Source organism: Enterococcus mundtii, from assembly GCF_003957375.1.
Taxonomy (GTDB): Bacteria; Bacillota; Bacilli; order Lactobacillales; family Enterococcaceae; genus Enterococcus_B; species Enterococcus_B spodopteracolus.
In genome coordinates this window covers 300,190-319,855 of record NZ_CP025473.1, presented here as the reverse complement: position 1 = coordinate 319,855, position 19,666 = coordinate 300,190, and the positions used below count along the sequence as shown (strand labels likewise).

The 19,666-nt window shown below is 39.3% G+C and carries 19 protein-coding genes; 5 read left to right on the top strand and 14 right to left on the bottom strand.

Translation table 11 applies throughout. The features are described 5' to 3' along the window. Position 1 precedes the first annotated feature (1 nt). The gene (locus CYK55_RS01870) at positions 2-1,696 is read left to right on the top strand and encodes an oleate hydratase (RefSeq protein ID WP_034689906.1); all 1,695 of its coding nucleotides are present in this window, start codon (positions 2-4) and stop codon (positions 1,694-1,696) included. Positions 1,697-1,790: 94 nt separating this feature from the next. Here CYK55_RS01870 and CYK55_RS01865 read toward each other — a convergent pair whose 3' ends face one another. Continuing rightward, complete coding sequence (locus tag CYK55_RS01865) at positions 1,791-2,633, bottom strand: hypothetical protein (RefSeq protein WP_126133847.1); 843 nt, start codon at positions 2,631-2,633, stop codon at positions 1,791-1,793. A gap of 248 nt (positions 2,634-2,881) precedes the next feature. Between CYK55_RS01865 and CYK55_RS01860 the strand changes: the two genes are divergently transcribed. Together CYK55_RS01860 and CYK55_RS01855 are read left to right on the top strand one after the other, a co-directional pair. Continuing rightward, entirely contained in the window at positions 2,882-4,015 is a 1,134-nt protein-coding gene (locus CYK55_RS01860; RefSeq protein WP_034689911.1) for an alcohol dehydrogenase catalytic domain-containing protein, read from the top strand. A 27-nt stretch (positions 4,016-4,042) separates the two neighbouring features. Further along, positions 4,043-4,369 carry a YrhK family protein gene (locus CYK55_RS01855; RefSeq protein ID WP_010736481.1) on the top strand — a complete coding sequence of 109 codons (327 nt, stop codon included), beginning with the start codon at positions 4,043-4,045 and terminating at the stop codon, positions 4,367-4,369. Positions 4,370-4,390: 21 nt separating this feature from the next. On the opposite strand, the gene CYK55_RS01850 is transcribed toward CYK55_RS01855, so the two are convergent. Beyond that, positions 4,391-4,849: a GNAT family N-acetyltransferase gene (locus CYK55_RS01850; protein ID WP_200868973.1), complete on the bottom strand. Its 459-nt coding sequence runs from the start codon at positions 4,847-4,849 to the stop codon at positions 4,391-4,393. Between the two features lie 202 nt (positions 4,850-5,051). Here CYK55_RS01850 and CYK55_RS01845 point away from each other — a divergent pair, with 202 nt between their 5' ends. Next, complete coding sequence (locus CYK55_RS01845) at positions 5,052-5,780, top strand: class I SAM-dependent methyltransferase (protein WP_126133846.1); 729 nt, start codon at positions 5,052-5,054, stop codon at positions 5,778-5,780. Between the two features lie 132 nt (positions 5,781-5,912). On the opposite strand, the gene CYK55_RS01840 is transcribed toward CYK55_RS01845, so the two are convergent. From CYK55_RS01840 to CYK55_RS01825, 4 genes are all read right to left on the bottom strand, one after another. Continuing rightward, a complete protein-coding gene (locus tag CYK55_RS01840; RefSeq protein WP_034689914.1) occupies positions 5,913-6,314 on the bottom strand; it encodes an MmcQ/YjbR family DNA-binding protein in 402 nt (133 codons plus the stop codon). Positions 6,315-6,437: 123 nt separating this feature from the next. Further along, a complete protein-coding gene (locus CYK55_RS01835) occupies positions 6,438-7,691 on the bottom strand; it encodes a PTS sugar transporter subunit IIC (protein WP_010736485.1) in 1,254 nt (417 codons plus the stop codon). 35 nt (positions 7,692-7,726) lie between these two features. Next, a complete protein-coding gene (locus CYK55_RS01830) occupies positions 7,727-8,044 on the bottom strand; it encodes a PTS lactose/cellobiose transporter subunit IIA (protein WP_010736486.1) in 318 nt (105 codons plus the stop codon). 23 nt (positions 8,045-8,067) lie between these two features. Further along, entirely contained in the window at positions 8,068-8,388 is a 321-nt protein-coding gene (locus CYK55_RS01825; RefSeq protein ID WP_010736487.1) for a PTS sugar transporter subunit IIB, read from the bottom strand. A gap of 695 nt (positions 8,389-9,083) precedes the next feature. On the opposite strand from CYK55_RS01825, the gene CYK55_RS01820 reads away from it, so the two are divergent. Beyond that, on the top strand, positions 9,084-9,404 hold the full coding sequence (locus tag CYK55_RS01820; protein WP_126133845.1) for a S26 family signal peptidase: 321 nt from the start codon (positions 9,084-9,086) through the stop codon (positions 9,402-9,404). Between the two features lie 509 nt (positions 9,405-9,913). Here CYK55_RS01820 and CYK55_RS01815 read toward each other — a convergent pair. The 8 genes from CYK55_RS01815 to CYK55_RS01780 all read right to left on the bottom strand — a co-directional run bounded on the left by CYK55_RS01815 (position 9,914) and on the right by CYK55_RS01780 (position 19,644). Further along, positions 9,914-10,909, bottom strand: a complete 996-nt coding sequence (locus CYK55_RS01815; RefSeq protein WP_034689916.1) for an aldo/keto reductase — start codon at positions 10,907-10,909, stop codon at positions 9,914-9,916. A gap of 209 nt (positions 10,910-11,118) precedes the next feature. Beyond that, entirely contained in the window at positions 11,119-11,937 is an 819-nt protein-coding gene (gene msrA / locus CYK55_RS01810; protein ID WP_034689917.1) for a peptide-methionine (S)-S-oxide reductase MsrA, read from the bottom strand. A gap of 98 nt (positions 11,938-12,035) precedes the next feature. Next, positions 12,036-12,773, bottom strand: a complete 738-nt coding sequence (gene truA, locus CYK55_RS01805; protein WP_126133844.1) for a tRNA pseudouridine(38-40) synthase TruA — start codon at positions 12,771-12,773, stop codon at positions 12,036-12,038. Positions 12,774-12,910: 137 nt separating this feature from the next. After that, on the bottom strand, positions 12,911-13,963 hold the full coding sequence (locus CYK55_RS01800) for a PTS transporter subunit IIC (RefSeq protein ID WP_034689918.1): 1,053 nt from the start codon (positions 13,961-13,963) through the stop codon (positions 12,911-12,913). Between the two features lie 13 nt (positions 13,964-13,976). Then, positions 13,977-14,915 carry a 2-dehydropantoate 2-reductase gene (locus CYK55_RS01795; RefSeq protein WP_034689919.1) on the bottom strand — a complete coding sequence of 313 codons (939 nt, stop codon included), beginning with the start codon at positions 14,913-14,915 and terminating at the stop codon, positions 13,977-13,979. Between the two features lie 505 nt (positions 14,916-15,420). Then, a complete protein-coding gene (locus CYK55_RS01790; protein ID WP_034689921.1) occupies positions 15,421-16,260 on the bottom strand; it encodes a PRD domain-containing protein in 840 nt (279 codons plus the stop codon). 50 nt (positions 16,261-16,310) lie between these two features. Then, positions 16,311-17,777 carry a glycoside hydrolase family 1 protein gene (locus tag CYK55_RS01785; protein ID WP_034689922.1) on the bottom strand — a complete coding sequence of 489 codons (1,467 nt, stop codon included), beginning with the start codon at positions 17,775-17,777 and terminating at the stop codon, positions 16,311-16,313. 25 nt (positions 17,778-17,802) lie between these two features. After that, positions 17,803-19,644 carry a beta-glucoside-specific PTS transporter subunit IIABC gene (locus tag CYK55_RS01780; protein WP_034689923.1) on the bottom strand — a complete coding sequence of 614 codons (1,842 nt, stop codon included), beginning with the start codon at positions 19,642-19,644 and terminating at the stop codon, positions 17,803-17,805. Positions 19,645-19,666: the final 22 nt, after the last annotated feature.

The window sequence follows — 19,666 nt, the reverse complement described above, 5'->3', positions numbered from 1 at the left end:
GATGCAAAAAAAGAAAGCAATTATGATTGGTGCAGGAATCGCGAATATGGCAGCTGCTGTTTATTTGATCCAAGAAGGCAAATGGCGTGGAGATCAAATCACTTTCTACTCCTTAGATGACCATGGATCAAATGATGGCGCTCCTGTGGACACAGTGACTGATGAATATTGGAACAAAAATCACCCATTAGAAAATCAAAAAGGCTACGTTGCACGTGGTGGACGTATGCTGAATTACCGTACGTATGTCGATTTGATGGATCTACTCAGTCGTATCCCTTCTGCCACAGAACCGGGCATGACAGCCGAAGAAGATACACGAGATTTCGATGCCAAACATCCGACATTTGATAAAGCTCGCTTATTGGAAGGTGGCAAGGGAATCATTGATGGCGGTAAATTAGGCTTCAACAATAAAGATCGCGTATTATTAACGAAACTAATCGCCATGCCTGATTCAGAAGAAGAAAAATTAGATAATGTGACGATTGCTGAGTATTTCAAAGATGATCCTCATTTCTTTGAAACAAACTTCTGGTTTATGTGGGAAACGACTTTTGCTTTTCGAACACGTAGTTCTGCACAAGAATTACGTCGCTATATGCACCAAATGATTTATGAGTTTACTCAAATCGAGCATTTAGTTGGGGTCAATCGAACACGCTATAATCAATACGAAAGTATTATGTTGCCACTGATCAATTATTTGAAAGAACAAGGTTGTAAAATCATTTTGAATCGTCGTGTCGTTGACTGGGAATTCAAAGAAACAGCGATGCAAGATGAAATCACTGTGACTGGCTTGAAGATGATCAATACAAAAACACAAGAAGAAGAACATGTCGTCGTTGATGGAGATACTGGCGTATTATTTACGAATGGTTCGATCACTGATTCGGCAACACTTGGCGACTACGAAACACCCGCAGAGGAAAATATGGATTACGGTGCTGCTTCGAGTTTGTGGAAAAAAGCCAGTGAAAAATTCTACAATTTAGGTAATCCAGATAAATTTTTCGCAGATCGTGATGCAAGTGAATGGGTCAGCTTTACGTTGACAACGAAAAATCATGTGTTGCTAAATGAGATCACACGTATCACGACACAAGAACCAGGTAATGCGTTGAATTCATTTATTTCAACAACACCGATTACCCCACTTGGTCAAAAAGATGTCAATATGTCGATCGTCGTGCATCACCAACCGCACTTCACTTCACAAAAACCAAATGAAACAGTGATTTGGGGCTACTTCTTGTATCCAAGACGTCGTGGTGAATTTGTCGACAAAGAGTATATTAAAATGAACGGAAAAGAAATGTTAGAAGAATTACTTGGTCAGCTTTCAAAAGTTGATCCTGGTCCAGTAAACATTCGCGAAAAAGAAACCGAAATCTACGATAGTGTCATCAATAATATTCCGGTTTACATGCCATATGCTTCTGCCTTATTTAACAATCGTGCGAAAAGTGATCGACCAAAAGTCATTCCTAAACATTCAACAAACCTTGCCTTTACTGGTGAGTTCGTTGAACAACCTTATCAAATGATCTTTACCGAACAAAGTGCTGTTCGTTCAGGAGAAATTGCGGCATTCCATTTTGCAGGTATTCCAATGTCACGTTTGGTGAAAACACCACGTTATGACAAAGATATCCCTACGTTGATGCGTGCAGCGAAAAAAATGTTTGATTGAGGTTCACTAAAGGAATTCACTTTCCTGTGCTACTTCAGTCCTAAAACAAAAGTCCTCCACCTATGAGAATAGGCGGAAGACTTTTGTTTTTTCACTATTTTTGATTTTGCCCGACAGTTCTCTTTTTGTTTTCTCTTTTCGCAAGGAGCCATGCGAAGCCGCCCACAACAATCTCACTTCCTCCGATCAGTAAAACAATCAGGGTAAAGTTAGTGAGATATGTTCGCATCAATCCTTGAAGTGACGCCATTTGCTCCTCCGTCTGCAAAATCTGCGCATAGTATAAAGTTGCGGCAAATGCTAGACTTATCAGTCCAGCGCCCATCAGACTACACGCAAATTTTTTGATACGCGAACGGATAGAGCCTGGATTGAAATAAATGAACCCTGCTAAGATCAATAGGCTCACACTCACAATGCCCCAGGCATAGTGAAGTACCTGTTGGCGCAGCTCATTGATTCCTCGAATAAAAAGATGCAGATAACTTGGTTGGACACTTCGTTCAAAGATCCCGCCGATCATATGTAAAGCGAGTTCTTCTCCCGCAATCCCTTCTTCGATATTGATCTCATGTTCTGTTTTATATGTATGGATCGTCTCTTTGATATGTTCTTCCAAGTCCGTTGCTTGGATCAAGCTTGGTTGCTTGTCACGATAAGTTTCTTTGACAAAATGCTCGATATTCTTTTTGACTAATTCCTCAGATATACTGTCGGCAAGCACCTCTGGAGTGACTCTTGCTTCTTGGTGATAGCTCTGGACACGACCATTGATCTCTTTCGTTACCTTTTGTATGTAGTTTGCTTGTTTGATTTGTTCATTCATAAATCCTTCATTTGCTAAAGTCGTATAAAAAAGTCCGGCAATTGATAAAAAAAAGAGCCCGACTGTACACACAACTCCTATAATTATTTTGATTAATCGACTATTTCTCATTTCTCTCCTTTCCTAGGTCAGCACAAAAAATTGTTCTTTTACGTTTTATTTTGTTGGAAATCAACTACTATAATTATAACTTTCAGTCAATAAAACTACAACTTCCTTTTTTCGTCAAAAGTTATTTTACTGTTTTAAACTAAAACTAAAAGCGCGTTTCATTGTGAAAAAAAGTAACATTCCCTTAGAATGAGTTTATAAATAACTATCGTTAGTTTTATTAACGAAAACAGGAGAGGAGCACTACGATGAAAGCAGTCACTTGGCAAGGAAAGCAAAAAATGGAAATTAGAAATGTTGATGATCCAAAAATTTTAGCACCAACCGATGCAATCATCCGTATCACTGCGACAGCGATTTGTGGATCTGATCTCCATCTTTATCACCATGGGGAATCCGTTATGGAAAAAGGCTATGTCGTTGGACATGAACCTATGGGGATTGTTGAAGAAGTTGGTTCTGAAGTGAAAAAGTTGAAAAAAGGACAACGTGTAGTTATTCCTTTTAATATTAGTTGTGGTCATTGCCATTTTTGTACAAACCATATGGAAAGTCAGTGTGATAATTCCAATCAGGAAGAATTATACGGCGGATTATTCGGTTTTGGTAAATTGAACGGAAATCACTGGGGTGGGCAAGCAGAGTATCTTCGGGTACCTTTCGCCGACTCTACGTCATTTATCGTTCCAGATAATGATTTACCTGATGAAAAAGTTTTATTTTTATCTGATATTTTACCGACCGCTTATTGGAGCGTTGCAAATGCAGGGGTTAAAAAAGATGATACAGTCGTCGTCTTAGGTTCAGGTCCTGTTGGTTTATTTGCACAAAAATTTGCTGTGATGGCAGGAGCAAAACGTGTCATTGCGGTCGATCCAGTCAAACACCGATTAGACAAAGCAGTCCGCTATAATCAAATCGAAACCTATCTATTAGACGATGTGAACCAAGCCGGAGATGATTTATATGAGTTAGCTCGTGGCGGTGCAGATGTCATCATTGATTGTGTCGGAATGGATGGTTTAGAGCCAACAAAAGAAAAAGCTAAAAATTTAGTTAGTTTACAAAGTGGAACGATCTCACCTATCCAAATGGCTGCTAAAGCGGTGAAAAAATTTGGTACAGTGCAAATCACTGGTGTTTATATGACACCTGCTTCTTCCTATCCACTTCAAGAATTCTTTATGCGCAATATTGATGTCAAACATGGGCAAGCACCAGTTGTCCATTTGATGCCAAAAATTTATGACATGATTACAGAAGGAATGTTTGATCCAACTCAAATCATCACTCATTCGATGCCGTTAGAAGAAGCGGCTCGAGCATACGAGATTTTTGATAAAAAAGAAGATAAAAATATCAAAGTTGTTTTGAAACCGTAGAAATAAAAACTAGTTAGGTGATTTTATATGCCAAGAATCAAACGAAATACCCATGATGTCGAGATTGGCAAAGAAGAAGATATTGAGATCCGCGGACGGCGTTTTCGCTTGTATTTCCAAAATCGTTACACATTGATTTCTTTAGCGGTTGATTTGCTTACAGGGATTTTTTATGTCTTAGGGAGTATTGCTTTGCTCACGAAAATCCCTGATTATTACAGCAATTACTTATATTTAGCAGGCGCCATCTTCTTGACCACTCGCCCCATCTTACGTATCGTGCGAAATGTCTTTATTTACGATGAAAAGAAACAACGAAGAGAACAAGCGAAAAAAGAGAAGCATGAGATTTGATACAACATCTCATGCTTCTCTTTATGTTGTTGTAGTGATTTGATACAACCGGGTAGTTGTTCCACTTTCTTCCTTGACCATAGTTAAAAATGACCAATCATATCGTTCATAAAAGGAGGTGTGGTCTGTCATCAAATAAAGTTTCTTGAACCCTAATCGATGCATCTCTTCTCTGGTTTGTTCTAATATCCATTTTGCTAATCCCTGATTCCGATACTCCGGTTCAACATATAAAGCACAAAGATTAGGTGCTAAATCTGGACGGTCGTGGAAGTCATTTTCGATGACACCTGCTCCTCCAACGATTGCACCTTTTTCATCGAGAATGACATACCATTGAGGAATACTTTCCTTCTCGATGATTCCAGTACGTATACTTTCCGCATAAACCTCAGCAGGGATGCCCCACTTTGAGGAAAACCAACTTGCGGTTTCTTCCAGTAATTCTGGGTGTTCATTTAATTTGATCCATTGATACATATTCAACTTTTAAATCTCCATTCATTATTCATGCGTCGTGTAAAATAGATGCCTAAGCATGTTTATCTATGTTTGAATTTTTGCTTCTTCTTCCGACCTAAGCTAGAATAGATGTCAAAGGAGTGAGCGAGATGATTGCACACAAAAGAGACGGACTCCATGTAGTTTAAGCAAATAAAAAAATTACATGGAGGAATCAAACATGACAAATATTTACGATGATCAACAATTTTTTGACCGATACAAAGAAATACCTCGTAGCAAAAATGGCTTACAAGGTACTGGAGAATGGCCAACGCTTGCATCTATCTTCCCCAATCTCCATGGTCAAACAGTCCTTGATCTTGGATGTGGCTATGGGTGGCACTGTCGTTACGCTGCTTCGCAAGGGGCAAAAAAAATCATTGGTGTCGACTTGTCTGAGAAGATGCTAGCAGAAGCTAGAGCTCGAACAAACGATACCACGATCAGTTATATGCAAGACGATATTTCAACGATTCGGTTTGCGAAAGACTCATTTGATTTCGTGTTCAGTTCTTTAGCTATCCATTATGTAGAAAATTGGGAACAACTCGTCCAGCATGTCCATCACTTCCTAAAACCGAATGGGCAATTTCTTTTTTCAGTTGAACATCCTATTTTCACAGCAGATGGTCGGCAAGACTGGATTTATACAGACAACGGTCAGATCATGCACTTTCCAGTTAATCATTATTTTGACGAAGGGGAGCGTGACACAAACTTCCTAGGATCTTCTGTAAAAAAATATCATCGAACGATTACAACTTATCTTGAGACATTATTGTCTAATGGCTTTCAAATCAACCATGTGCTTGAACCAATACCACCGTCACATATGTTAGATATGCCTGGTATGAAAGACGAATTAAGACGTCCGATGATGTTGATTATTTCTGTGACAAAAATGTAGCGGCGAATCATCGATCCAAACATTCTTATTCTTAGTCCATCTGCACAAATTTTATTGAGCGTCTGGAAATAGGTTGTCCCTATTTCCAGACCTTTTTCATCGACTAGAAAATGATTTATGCCCTTCAAGCTTTCAATCACTTTCTATCACTGAGTTTTTGATTTCTTCTTGTTTCTTTTTAGCGAATTTAGCTAGTACCAATTTATAAGAAATCAAAATCATTTTCTCGATTTCCTCGTCTGACAATTCATCTTTGACTAACATGATCGAATTCCAATGTTTCTTATCGGCATAGTAACCAGGTATAATGCTCTCAGGGTACATCGTTCGTAATTCCTCGTTTTTTTCTGGGAAATGTTTTAACGTGATCAATGCTTTTTCATTCGCTTCTGGACTCATCATCCCAAACTGTTTACCATCTAAATCAAAATAAAGCGTTTTCCAATCTTCGCGAAAATATACCCTAGCTCCTGGAAGGGTGTTCCCATATACTTGGAATCGTTCGATCCTTTTTTGAATATCTGTTGTATTCATATGCTATCCTCCTATTCAAAAAAAATACTTACAAAAACTATACGTTGCTTTCTGAAAAATAGCAATGATAACAGTAGTAACACAAAAAACGGAAAGCAATCACTTGCTCTCCGTTTTTTATTTTTACGCGTTCAATGCCTCTTTTTTCATTTCTTGGATCGTTGCTACTTTAACGAATGGTAGATAGATCAGAATTGAAATCAGTAAGTTGACCGCAGATAACACTGCGCCTGAAAGACTGTTTGTTGCTAAAAATCCGCCGATCACTGGTGGTGTTACCCATGGTGGCATTACTGTCGCTGCTGGTACAAGTCCTGTTGATGTCGCAAAGTACGCAACAGTTACTAAAACCATTGGTGTTAAAATAAATGGAATAAACATCACTGGATTCAAAACGATTGGTAGACCAAACATTGTTGGTTCGTTGATATTGAATACTCCTGGTGCAATCGATAAGTTCGTTACGACCATATAAGGTTTGTTTCTACGTCCTACTAAATAGATCGCAATCAGTAATCCTAGTGTCGCACCTGTACCACCTAAATTGACAAAGCTGTCAAAAAAAGGTTTATTGACGATAAATGGTGCACTTTGACCGTTGGCAATCGCTTCGACGTTTGCTTGGATCGCTGGCGCATTGATGGTTTGCATCAATGGATCGACCATGTTTGCTCCATGTAATCCGAAGAACCAAAGGAACGGTGTAATAAATGCAAGCAATAATGCAGATGGGTAAGAGTTAGCAAGCCCCATAAATGGTTCTTGAACCACCGTGTAGAATGCGCCAACAATATCAGCAACACCGAATGCTGCAAAAATCGCAGCGATTAGTGCGAAAAATGAGATCGTGATCATTGCTGGTAATAATGACGCAAATGCTTTTGCTACTGCTGGTGGCACTCCGTCTGGCATTTTGATGATCAATTTTTCATTTCCACTTAAACGAACAAAAATCTCTGTTGAAATAATTCCGACAATAATTGCAATAAATAATCCGTTTGAACTCATACCTAAAGCGCCGCCTAGTGCGAAGAATGAACCTAATGAAATCACTCCAGCAGATACGCCATCTTTACGGTAACCGTTTGCTAAATGATAAGCTAATAAGAACGCAATCAAAACAGAAAGAATCGCAAACGTTCCGTTCCAAGCAGCCGCACCGAATCCTTTCCATGCTTCACCACCAAAAATCGAATTCATCAATTCTTGGAATCCAGGGATCGGCAAGTTATTGATCATTACAGCTAAAGCGCCTAAGATCATTAATGGCATACTGACCATAAAAGCGTCACGAATGGCCACTAAATGGCGTTGTGCACCGATTTTTGATGCGACTGGTATAAAGTGTTTCTCCATAAATGCTACAAAGCTATCCATATCTTTTCCTCTTTTCTCCTTTAAAAAACTTTTATTTAAGCATCTATACGACGGTATAGATCAATGATTTCTTTTGCTAAATCTGTAAACGCGATCGATGTCATCAAATGATCTTGACTATGAACGGTTAACAAAGTAACTTCCATGTGTTCCCCTTGTGCTTCTTGTGTTAATAACCCTGTTTGCGAATGATGCGCTTGAACCAATGATTCTTCTGCATCTTTGATTTTTGCATCTGCTAATTCAAAGTCACCTTTTTTCGCAGCAGCAATCGCTTCCATTGCATCGCTTTTTGCGTTGCCACCGAACATGATCAAACCCATGATCGCTTCTAAATTTTTTTGATCTTCCATTTTCTTTCCTCTTTTTCTTGTTTTTATTTATTGATCAATGATTCTGCTTGTTCCAATACTTTTGCCCCGTTCATCATGCCATAGTCTTGCATGTTGATAACATCTAACGGAATCCCTTTTGGTGCTAGTTTTTCAGCAAATTGACTTTGCATGAAACGTACTTGTGGCCCTAATAATAAAACGTCTACATTTTTTGATTCTAGTTGGCTATCAGCTTCTGATGCTGAAACTGCAAAGATGTCCGCTTCTACACCTTTTTCTTCTGCTGCTTTTTGCATTTTTGTCACTAATAAACTTGTACTCATTCCTGCAGAGCAGACAAGCATGATTGTTCTTTTCTCCATTTTGAACACTTCCTTTTCTTCTTCTTACACTTTTATATAATGCAAGTATCGTGCCAACTTTGAAATCGCTTTACCACTTTGATATAAAAGGGTTTTCATGTTGTTTTTTATCAAACACACTCTAATTTTTATGTCGCACACTATTTTTAGTGTGCAAAAAAAGAGAATGGAACACCAAAAACCACCAAGTAAAAAATAAGTCTGCTCCTCACTTGGTAGATTTCAATGATTGTTTGCTAGAATTAATCAACAAGTAGTTACTTCGTTGATTGATTTTTTGATTCAATCGCATCGATTCTTCCCATAAATTTCAATTCTTGTAACACTTCTATAGAAGTAACACGTTTTTTTGCCAAGACTTCAAATTTTTGTCGTTTGTAAGCCCATACGATTTTATCTAAAAAATCAGTATTTATAAACTGAAATTATTGAAAAAACCATTTTTTTAACTTTTGATCATCAACAGTTTACTAACTATTGCATTGACCTTTTGTGTCTACATGCTATTTGAACTAGAAAATGCGCGAATAAATGCCCATCAGACTATTCTCGAGTTTGTTGAACAGGTCGTCAAAGAACCAAAAAAACGTTTGGAATAACTAACAGGACCATTCAAGTAAAAAAAGGGGATTGTTTTCTTGTATATCTGGGCGAATGGTCAACTTCAAAAAAAAGAAAGGGCCATATATCTTAATATGGCTGCTTTTATGTGTTGTTTTTACTTATTCACTTCATCGCTATCACTTTCGACAAGTTACTGGAACATCGATTTAGCCAACGGCAATATTGTGATCGTAGACAAGTTTTCGGCACTCACACGTTATATCATCATCGCTATTCAGCGATCCTCTACGGATGAAATCATTAAACGAATCATCGGAATCCCAGGAGATTCTATAAAAGTACATGACAATGAACTGACCTTGCATTTGGGAAACGAGCCACATTCTCCTACAGATATTTTTTGGCTGAGTCCAGAAGTAGTTGCGCAAATGAACCATTCACAAAAAAAATAAGTGAGCTAACGCTAGAAACAGCGATAATGTCAGAAAACAAAACAGGAACCGATAGCCACTCGTCCCCCGAATCTTTAATACAAACCGGAGAGGATAGACGTATTTTGTATGTTAAGGCTCTTTCTGCTGCGTCGGAAACGAATTTGAAACAAATAGAAAAGGAACAAAAAAGCAAGACGATAAAACCTTCACTTTAGAAGAACAAGAAGGTAAGCTATTGTACCAAGTAAAAATGAAGAAAAACAAGCTACGCCGTCTGTCTCTACATCACCTCTCAAACACAAGATATGATAGCATAAGCAAGAGGAGGTCGGAACAGAAGTATTCAGCCTCGATAAATAAGGCGCCAGCCACTAAAATTGTTCTACAAATTTCCGTGGCTGGCGCCTTATTTCCGAAGAGGTTACTTCTGTCCCTACCGTTTATTCGGTTTTAGAATATGCATGAGGACTAATCTCCCAGACACGCTTGCTTTTGTTGTATCCACTTCAACGTGATTTTCTCACACGTTAATTTTCTGCCAAAATCATTTCGATCGTTGCTAGTTCTTCTGGTGCAAAGACGAGATTATCTTTCATTTTGACACTTTCCTGCAACTGACTCAAACGGCTAGCACCGACTAAAACACTTGTCACTGATGGTTGTCGCACATTCCACGCCAATGCCATCTGAGCCAATGTTTGTCCTCTCGCTTCCGCCACTTCCTGTAACTGTGTGATTTTACGTAGTGTCGGTGCAATCTGTTCTTCTGAAAGAAAAGGGATTTCTTTTCGATGCGCACGTGAATCTTCAGGAATCCCATGTAAGTAGCGATTCGTTAACAAGCCTTGTGCTAATGGACTAAACGTGATTGCACCTAGTCCATTTTCAGCAAGGACAGGTGCTAAGTCCGTCTCAAGCAATTCTCTTGAAAACAGATTGTAACGCATTTGATGGATCACGAAGGGCGCATCTTTTTTGCGTAAAATTTCCGCCATTTTCTGTGTGTCCGCCCCATTGTAGTTAGAGATACCGATATAAAGGGCCTTTCCTTGTCGAACTAATTGCATCAATGCCTCTGCGGTTTCTTCCAAAGGCGTTTCAGGATCTGGACGATGATGATAGAAAATATCCACATAGTCCAAACCCATACGTTGCAAACTCTGGTCACAACTGGCAATGATCGACTTACGAGACCCCCAATTGCCGTAAGGCCCATCCCACATATAGTAGCCTGCTTTACTAGAGATAATCAGTTCATCTCGATAGGGTTTGAGATCCTCTTTAAAAAGTCGTCCAAAGTTTGTTTCCGCTGCTCCAGCAGGTCCACCATAATTATTGGCTAGATCAAAATGGGTGATGCCTAAATCAAAAGCCCCCTTTAAAATTTCCCGCTGATTACTGATGGGATCATATTCCCCAAAATTTTGCCATAATCCTAAGGAAAGTAAAGGCAGTTTTAATCCAGATTGACCGCTTTTACGATACTCCATGTTTTCATAACGCGTTTTATCAGCTACATACATTTCATTCACTCCTTATTTTATGATTATCACAGAAGTCTTCCACTCCAAAAAAATAAAGAGTTACTTCTGGAATGCCGTTTTTCATTTTCAAGGATAGCAGATGACTACTGACCAAGATTTTTTAGCCATCTCTATTTCAAGTCCCCATAGATTACTTTCAAATTTATATCTCTTCAACAGAAAACGCTACCAAAATTATGTTGCTTGTTTTAGTTCTTCGCTTTTTTCCCCCAATTGGTAGTCATTTTTTGCAAAAATGCTAATTGACGACGAGTTTGTTTTATTTTTTTGTAACGTTTTGGTTGCTTCCGATAAAATTGCTGATGGTAATTTTCTGCCGGCCAAAAAGCTGTCGCTGGTAAAATAGCCGTAACTATCGGTTTTCTGTAGCGACCTGATGCGCTTAATGCTTGTTTCGACGCTTCAGCAGTTTTTTGTTGCTCTTCATTTTGAACAAAAATGATTGGACGATATTGTTCTCCGCGGTCTTGGAATTGTCCAAATTCATCCGTCGGGTCCGTTACTTGCCAGTAAATCTCGACTAGCTCTTGATAACTGATCAATCGCTTATCAAATATGATCTCCACTGCTTCCACATGACCGGTATAGCCGCCACTGACTTGGTCATAATTAGGGGAATCAAACTGCCCGCCTGTATATCCAGACATCACAGAAATAATTCCTGCTTTTTTCTCAAAAGGCTCTACCATACACCAAAAACAACCGCCAGCAAACACTGCTCGTTCTTGAACTGCCGGATCTGTCAGTTCGTGTTTAGAAAAATCATACCGCGCTTCCCCTAACGGATCGCCGACCATTTGCAAATAGAAATCCATGACATCTGGAGTTAGATTTTGTCGTAAAGCCAATGGTCGCAAAGAAACTTCCAACTTTTCAAGTACCTCTTTTAGAGAAACAGAAGTTGCTAACGCTTCTTTCGCTGTCATTAGTTGTTGTCGCTCCCAGTCTCGCGTGTTTGGGTTTAAAATCAAATTGTAGAGAGTGGTGATTTCTTCCTCTTTCTTCATCGGGTCTCCCCCTCCCAAAGTGTCTACTGCCGACCCAAGGAAACAGGAAAAAGCTGAGATTGCTTTTCCCCTATTTTCTTTGAATCATTTAACGTCTCTTAATAATACACTTCATCTAGAAAAAGCGCATGGGCGGGAACTGTCTCGCCTGCTTGCTGTCTGACTTTCGTTTCAAAAATCGTATCGATCAAAGATAAATCAGCTTTACCTGAACCAATATCTAAAATCGTTCCCATTAAGATCCGTACCATTTTATACAAAAAACCATCCCCTACAAATGTAAAATGAAGCATATTACCTTCTTGTTGGACCGATAATTTTTCAATTGTACGTACTGTTGATTTTTTTGTTTTTTTCAATGCTGAAAATCCAATAAAATCATGTTTTCCTTCTAGTTTCCGACAAGCTTCTTCAATTTTCTCCAAATCAAGTGCCTTAGGATAATCAAAACTATGGTTTCTTTCAAACACTGTTGGAATTGGAGCATTCCAAACGTAGTAACTATATTTTTTCCCTTTTGCATTATATCTAGCATGAAAACGTTCAGGTACTTCTTCCACTTTTTTGACCACAATATCTCTTGGCAAATAACGATTGAGAAAATCCAGCATCTCCATTCGACTCATTGTACTAGCTGTTTTGAAATTAGCTACTTGACCTCTGGCGTGTGTTCCAGCGTCTGTTCGACCAGAACCGATAATCTCAATCGTTTCCCCGGTCATTTGCGAAATGATCGCTTCGATTTTTCCTTGGATCGTTTTTTCATCATTACCAAGTCGTTGCCAACCAGAATATCTTTTTCCATCATATTCGATCGTTAATTTTATATTTCTCATGTATTCTCCCTCTATTGGATCAAATGATCCATTGTTTTCATTTAGTGTCAGTATAGCAGATAACACCATCTTCTTCTCAAAAAAAAACGCAATCCAGAAATTTCTCTGTTTTGCGTTTTTTTCTTTTATAATTTTGATCAACCTAAGAATTTGAAGACTTCTTCTCGGTCGTAAAGTTTCAAGACTTTTTCAAATACCAATTGCGTAAATAAAGCAGCCGCGACTGGTACGACGAACCAACAAATCAACACCATCACGATATTTAGTCCAGCATCTAATGAAGCAAGAGGGCCAACTAAACCTACGATCCCAAAGCCCGCAGAAGCTGGTGTTCCTGATACAGAGAAAAGTGCGACAGGTATCGCTGTGATAACCGCACTGACTAAACATGGAAGCAAGATGATCGGTTTACGGAATAAGTTCGGCATCATCATCTTCATCGCACCTAAAGCAATCGCGATCGTGACACCTGATTTATTGACACGCCAAGAATTGACGATCAACACAAATGTTGTGGCAGCAACACCCATAGCAGCAGCTCCTGCAGAAATTCCATCCAATTGGATCGCTAAACCAATTGCAACGGTTGAAATCGGTGAAATGATCAAAAAGGCAAATGAACAGCCGATCAAAATAGACATCAAAATAGGTTGCAATGTCGTAAAGTTATTGATACCTTCACCAATTGCAGAGGTGATCGCTGTCACATAAGGGAATAAATAAAACCCAATAAGACCTGCGCCCACACCGACTACGATTGGTGTTAATACGATTGCGACTGAGCCAAAGCGGTCACCGATCAATAGGATCAGACCAACAGCAATCGCTGCAGTGATCATCGTATTGATGATATCTCCTGTACCTGCCCCTACATATACCCCTGCTTCACCAAGGTCTGGCATAAAGCGGACAACACCAGAGCCGACAAATGCAGCACCAGCTACTACCATCATTTGCATCGGATTAAACCCAAATTGTAACCCGATCAAACCACCAATGATCAACGGTGTCGCTAATTGGAAGATCACCGCTAGTTGTGCGATCGTCACAGCAACAGGATATTCACTGAAATACTTTAAAATAGCTCCTAAAACAGCATTTGGAATCAGACCTACGATGATCCCTGTTGCTGTTCCAGCTAATACTTTGTTCAAAAAAATTCTTGGCGTCAATTTATTCGTCGTATCCATTTATTTGTTCCTCCTATTTCGCCTCTAGAATCTGTTCTTTTGCATGCACGAGCGCTGTCAAAAAGTCACAGTAAGGCGTAGCGATCCCGTATTTCTTTCCTTTACGTGAAATCGCACCGTTGATATAGTCGATTTCTGTCAATCGGTTGTTTTTGATCAAATCTTGATGCATCGATGGGAAATGCATACCGATCGTCTCAGGATCAAAACAAGTTTCACAGTGTGCGACTGCTTCTGCCACATCTAAATCAATATTTTCTGCTTTTGCTACTTGACCAAATTCATTTACGATAGCAACAACCATATCATGAGCCGTAGAAGTACGACCAAGTCCTGCCATATTCACGTCTAAAATCGTACATAAGCCGTTCATCGTGCCATTGACACAAGCTTTACGATAGATCGAGTAATGGATATTACTTGAATACTTCGCATTCAAACCAGATTCAGCTAAAGCTTCTGCCAATTCTTTCGCAGCTTCTTCTTGTCCGTCTCCTAAGTTTTGTAGTTCTACTGAACCACTACCGAATAATTTCACACGTCCAGGACCTTCTAGGCCTGCCGTCCACATTGTATTACCAATAAAAATATTTTTCATTGGTACAAATTTTTCAATAATATCTTCATGGCCGATTCCATTCAATAAACAAAGGACTTTTGTCTCCTCTTTGATCATTGGACGAATATCTTCCAACATTTTTTCTAGTTGCATTGCTTTTGTGAATAAGACGATCAAATCAACTTTTTCTGCGTCATTGATTTCTGATTGAAGAACGACTGGGATATCGACAACGATGTCCTCACCGTTAAAGTTAGCTTTCAATCCGTTTTCTTTGATTGCTTCTACATGGTCTTTCCAACCATCGATCAATGTCACGTCATTTCCACCTTTTTGTAACATGAGTCCAAAGCGACTCCCCATTGCACCTGCACCAGCAATTGCTATCTTCATTTCTTTGTTCTCCCCCTTTAATTTAGTTATACGACGAATAAGCAAATAATTCCCCTCACGATCATTCAATCATTCACAATGTCCGCTAGTTATGAATGATCAATCGCTTGAAAAACTATTTTACTTGACTCATTTTCCCATTTCCTTTGATTTATTTCAAATAGCCTGATTGATTACTCACAAACGTAAGCGCTATCTATCCATTTTAAGCCCTAGTAGATGGGTTGTCGTACGACACTAAGGAGTATTATACACTAAAAACAGCTCGTTTTTTTAATATAACCTCGATTATTTTTGTTAATTTTTTAAATCTACTACGTTATATAACAAATCAGATACAATTGTGAACCATCACACGATCCTATCCAAAAAACAGGTTATCTGGTACTTTATAAATATATATTTCGCTAAAAAATCCTATTCCTCCTATTTGTTACAAAAAAAGCAGCTGCCAGAAAGGATCACTGGTTTGCTGCTATTCATTACGCAATCTTGTCTATTTTTTTCAATCAGGATGCCGCATCAATCGATTGATATGCACACCTAGATAGGTAACTTCCTCTTTCGTGATTTCCTGTTGGATCATTTTCTGGATATATTGCCTTACTTTATCTGCGTTTTCCATCGCCAATGGATACAAGGTACACATTTGCTGATATAGCCCATCATCTTGTCCATCCAGCATCTTATTCGCAAATAACCGTTCAACGAAAAAACGAACATGAGTAATAAAACGACTATAATGGATCGAGTCTGGAGCAATGTCGATTCGAATCGAATATTTTACTAAGTTGACGATACCACCAATCATTTTCGCTTGTTTCATACTATCGTTTCCCTGACTTTCTTGGGACAATGAATTAATGACATGAAAGGCAATATTTGCCGCTTCTTCATTGGGTAACTCGACATCAGATTTTTCATTGAAGATCGTTAGCGCTTGCTCCGCTGCTTGGTATTCTTCCGGATAGTAATTCTTGATCTCCCAATATAACCGGTTGGTGATGATGATTCCTTTAGCCATACGTTCAACTGAAAAATGTAAATGATCAGGTAATGTTAAATAAATACTAGAGTTTAACCGTTTCCCTAGTCGTTTTTCCATACTGGAGACCATTGCTTTCGTTAATTCAAAATAGGTTAAAGGAACCTCTTTGATCAAATCCAATAATTGCATAGCTTTGCCTTCATCATAGGGCAGATAGATTTCATCAATCGAATCATCCGAGATGATCTCACCGGGCTTTTTACCAAAACCGATCCCTTTTCCTAAAGCAATCATTTTTTGCTGATTGCTGTCGATCAATACCACACTGGAGTTAAGCACCTTTAGTATTTTCCTCATGATATCCTCCTTCGCTCAAGGTTACTCCTTAAGCGCATCGAACAGTTCCTTCACTCGATGGATCGACCGTTCGTTCTAATAACTTCTTTATACCAGTAAAATGAATCTTTACGCAAGCGATCATAACTTCCATTTCCTTCATCATCCGCATCTACATAAATGAATCCGTAACGTTTTGACATTTGAGAGGTTCCGGCACTGACTAAATCAATAGGTCCCCAACTTGTATACCCAATCAAATCAACCCCTTCATCGATGGCTGCTTTCATCGCTTTGAAATGTGCAGTAAAATAGGCGATTCGATAGGGATCATGGATTTCATCGTCAATAACTTCATCAAAGGCTCCCATGCCATTTTCAACAATCATCAAGGGTACTTGATAACGGTCATATAATTCTAGTAAAGAAATTTTCAAGCCTAAAGGATCAATTTGCCATCCCCAATCTGTCGCTTCTAAATAAGGATTTTTAACACCCAAAACGGTATTCCCCGGTGTCCGCTCTGCCTTTGGATCTGCGGATTCACACATCGACATATAATAACTAAACGATAAGAAATCTGCCGTATGTTCTTTCAATAATTCCTTGTCGCCTGGTAACATATCGATTGTGATATGACGGTTGGCTAAGTCTTTCAATACGAGTGGCGGATACGTACCTTTGACTTGAACATCCGCATAAAAATGATTGTTCATATTCTTTTTTAATGTTCGTTCCACATCTTCTGGTCGACTCGTCAACGGATAGGTCATCAATTTCGTCAACATACAACCAACTTGGCTACCAGGGATCTTTTCATGGCAATGTTTCGTTGCTAAAGCCCCTGCCACAAATTGATGATGTAACGCTTGATAGATAACCGCTTCGATTTTGTCTGGTTCGATCCTATCAGTCAAAATCCCGGCAGTCGTAAATGGATGTCTAAAAATACTATCCACTTCATTGAACGTCAACCAGTAATGAACATACTCCCCAAATTCGTCAAAACAAGTATCTGCAAATCGAACAAAGTCATCCACCACACTGCGTTGAATCCAACCGTTGCCTTTCATCGCTAATGCTAGTGGCATCTCATAATGAGATAAGGTCACAATCGGTTCGATTCCTAAGCGCTTCATTTCTTTAAAAACTTCTTTGTAAAATGAGACACCTTCAGGATTAGCTGTCTTTTCATCCCCATTTGGAAAGAGTCGGGACCAAGCAATCGACAAACGTAATGTAGTAAACCCCATTTCCGCAAATAACGCTAAATCCTCTTTGTAACGATGATAGAAATCGACCCCTCGTCGTTTAGGGAACCACTTGTCTGTAGGGTCAGCTATTGCTTCTTCTACTTTTTTGATCGTCACACCTACATGGGCTGCGTAATCTTTGTTGTCTACATCGGGTTTGTAGGTTGCAACATCGGCCACAGATAGCCCTTTTCCACCAATATTCCATGCTCCTTCTACTTGGTTTGCTGCAATTGCACCTCCCCATAGAAATCCTTCGGGAAAACCTGTTTGTGTTGTATCCATTTTTCTATTCCTCACTTTCATTTTTTCATTTTACTAAAGCAGAAATCATCAATAACTCAGTTTCGGGTGTCACTGATTGATTTTCTACTTGACGATCAATGTGATACTCCTTCTGATTGGTCACGACCACCACAACGACTGGATCAAATCCTGCTTGTTTGATTTTTTCAATATCAAACGCAAGCAAACGCTCACCTGGTTGTACCATCTGACCTTCTTTAACAAAAGCCTGGAAGCCTTCACCTTGTAACTTGACTGTATCGATCCCTACATGAATCAGTAATTCTACTCCGCTCACCGTTCGTAAACCGATTGCATGACCTGTCTCAAATAGCATGGTCACTTGTGCTTCTTCAGGAGAAAAAACAATACCTTCTTCTGGAATGACTCCGACACCTTCGCCAACCATCCCACTAGAAAAGACATCATCTGGTACTGTTTCAAGAGGAATCACTTGACCTTTGACTGGGCTCACGATACCCCAAGTTCCTACCCTACGACTCTCGTTTTCTTCTTGTGAAGTTGCTTCTTCTTGATCTTTAAAAAATACCAAGCCACCTACAAACGACACGACAAAAGAAAGGGCTGTACAGACAAATGCCCAGACAAGGTTCATCGGTTGATCTGCACTAGCAAACATCGTGATACTCGCAATCCCTGGTCCAACCAATGCGAAAGCTTCTAAAGCCATGATCCCGGCAAATATCCCGCCGATGAAACTAGAAACCATCACGATACTCAATACCCGTTTGTGTAAGATCGTGACCCCATATAATGCGGGTTCAGTGATACCAAATAAAGCTGAGATTCCTGCAGAAATCGCTGTTTGTCGCAATTTCATATTTTTTGTCTTTAAACTTACGGCAAAACATGCACCAGATTCAGCGATATTATGTGCCAAAGAAGCCGGTAAATAGAGCATCTCTTTTCCTAACTCTCCCATTGAAGAAACAGCATAAGGAATCATTGCTTTGTGCATACCAGTAACGACCATCAATGGTAGAACTGCGGCAAGTAAGCCTGTCGCTAACCAGCCTAATCGTTGATATAACTCGACGATCAAATATGAGAATGCGCCACCAACGTTATAGCCTAACGGTCCTAAAATCAGCAGTGCAACTGGGACAGTCACTAATAAAGCAACCATCGGTACAAAGAAAATACGAATCGGCTTCGGAGAGATTTTCGTGACATATTTTTCGACGATACTGTAAAACAACACCGTTAAGATTGCTGGGAAAACTTGAGAAGCATACGCAATATTTTCAATTGAGAACCCTAGAAAGGAGGTTCCGTCTGCTAGAAGGGTTGCCATTTCTGGTAAAAGCAAGGCACTCACTGCTGAAACAGCTACGATTTCATTGACTTTTAGCTTTCTTGCCGTCGTCATCGCAACTAAAATCGGTAAGAAATAAAGAGGTGCTCCTCCGATCAAATTCAATAGCAGGTAAGTAGATGAGTTTGCATCCATGACACCCAATAAAGATAAGAGCAGTAAAAGTGATTTTAAGACACCGCCACCTGCAATCGCGGGAATCAACGGTTGAAAAACTGAAATGATAAAATCAAGTAAAATTGTTCCAACAGGTTTCTTTTCTTTATTTATGTTCTGATCTGCAGAAATTTCTCCGATCAGTTTGGCCAATTCGTCATACACTTCCACTACTTCATTCCCAATGATTACTTGGAATTGAGCATTGCTACGAACACCGATGACCCCATCTAAGCGTTCTAACTCTTCACGATTTGTTTGTTTGACATCTTTCAACGTAAAACGAAGTCTAGTTGAACAATGTTCCAAATGAATGATATTTTCTTTTCCGCCAACGAATTGTAAAATATGCTTTGCTAAAGTTTGATAATCCATTTTTTCCACCCCTTCTTTCGTT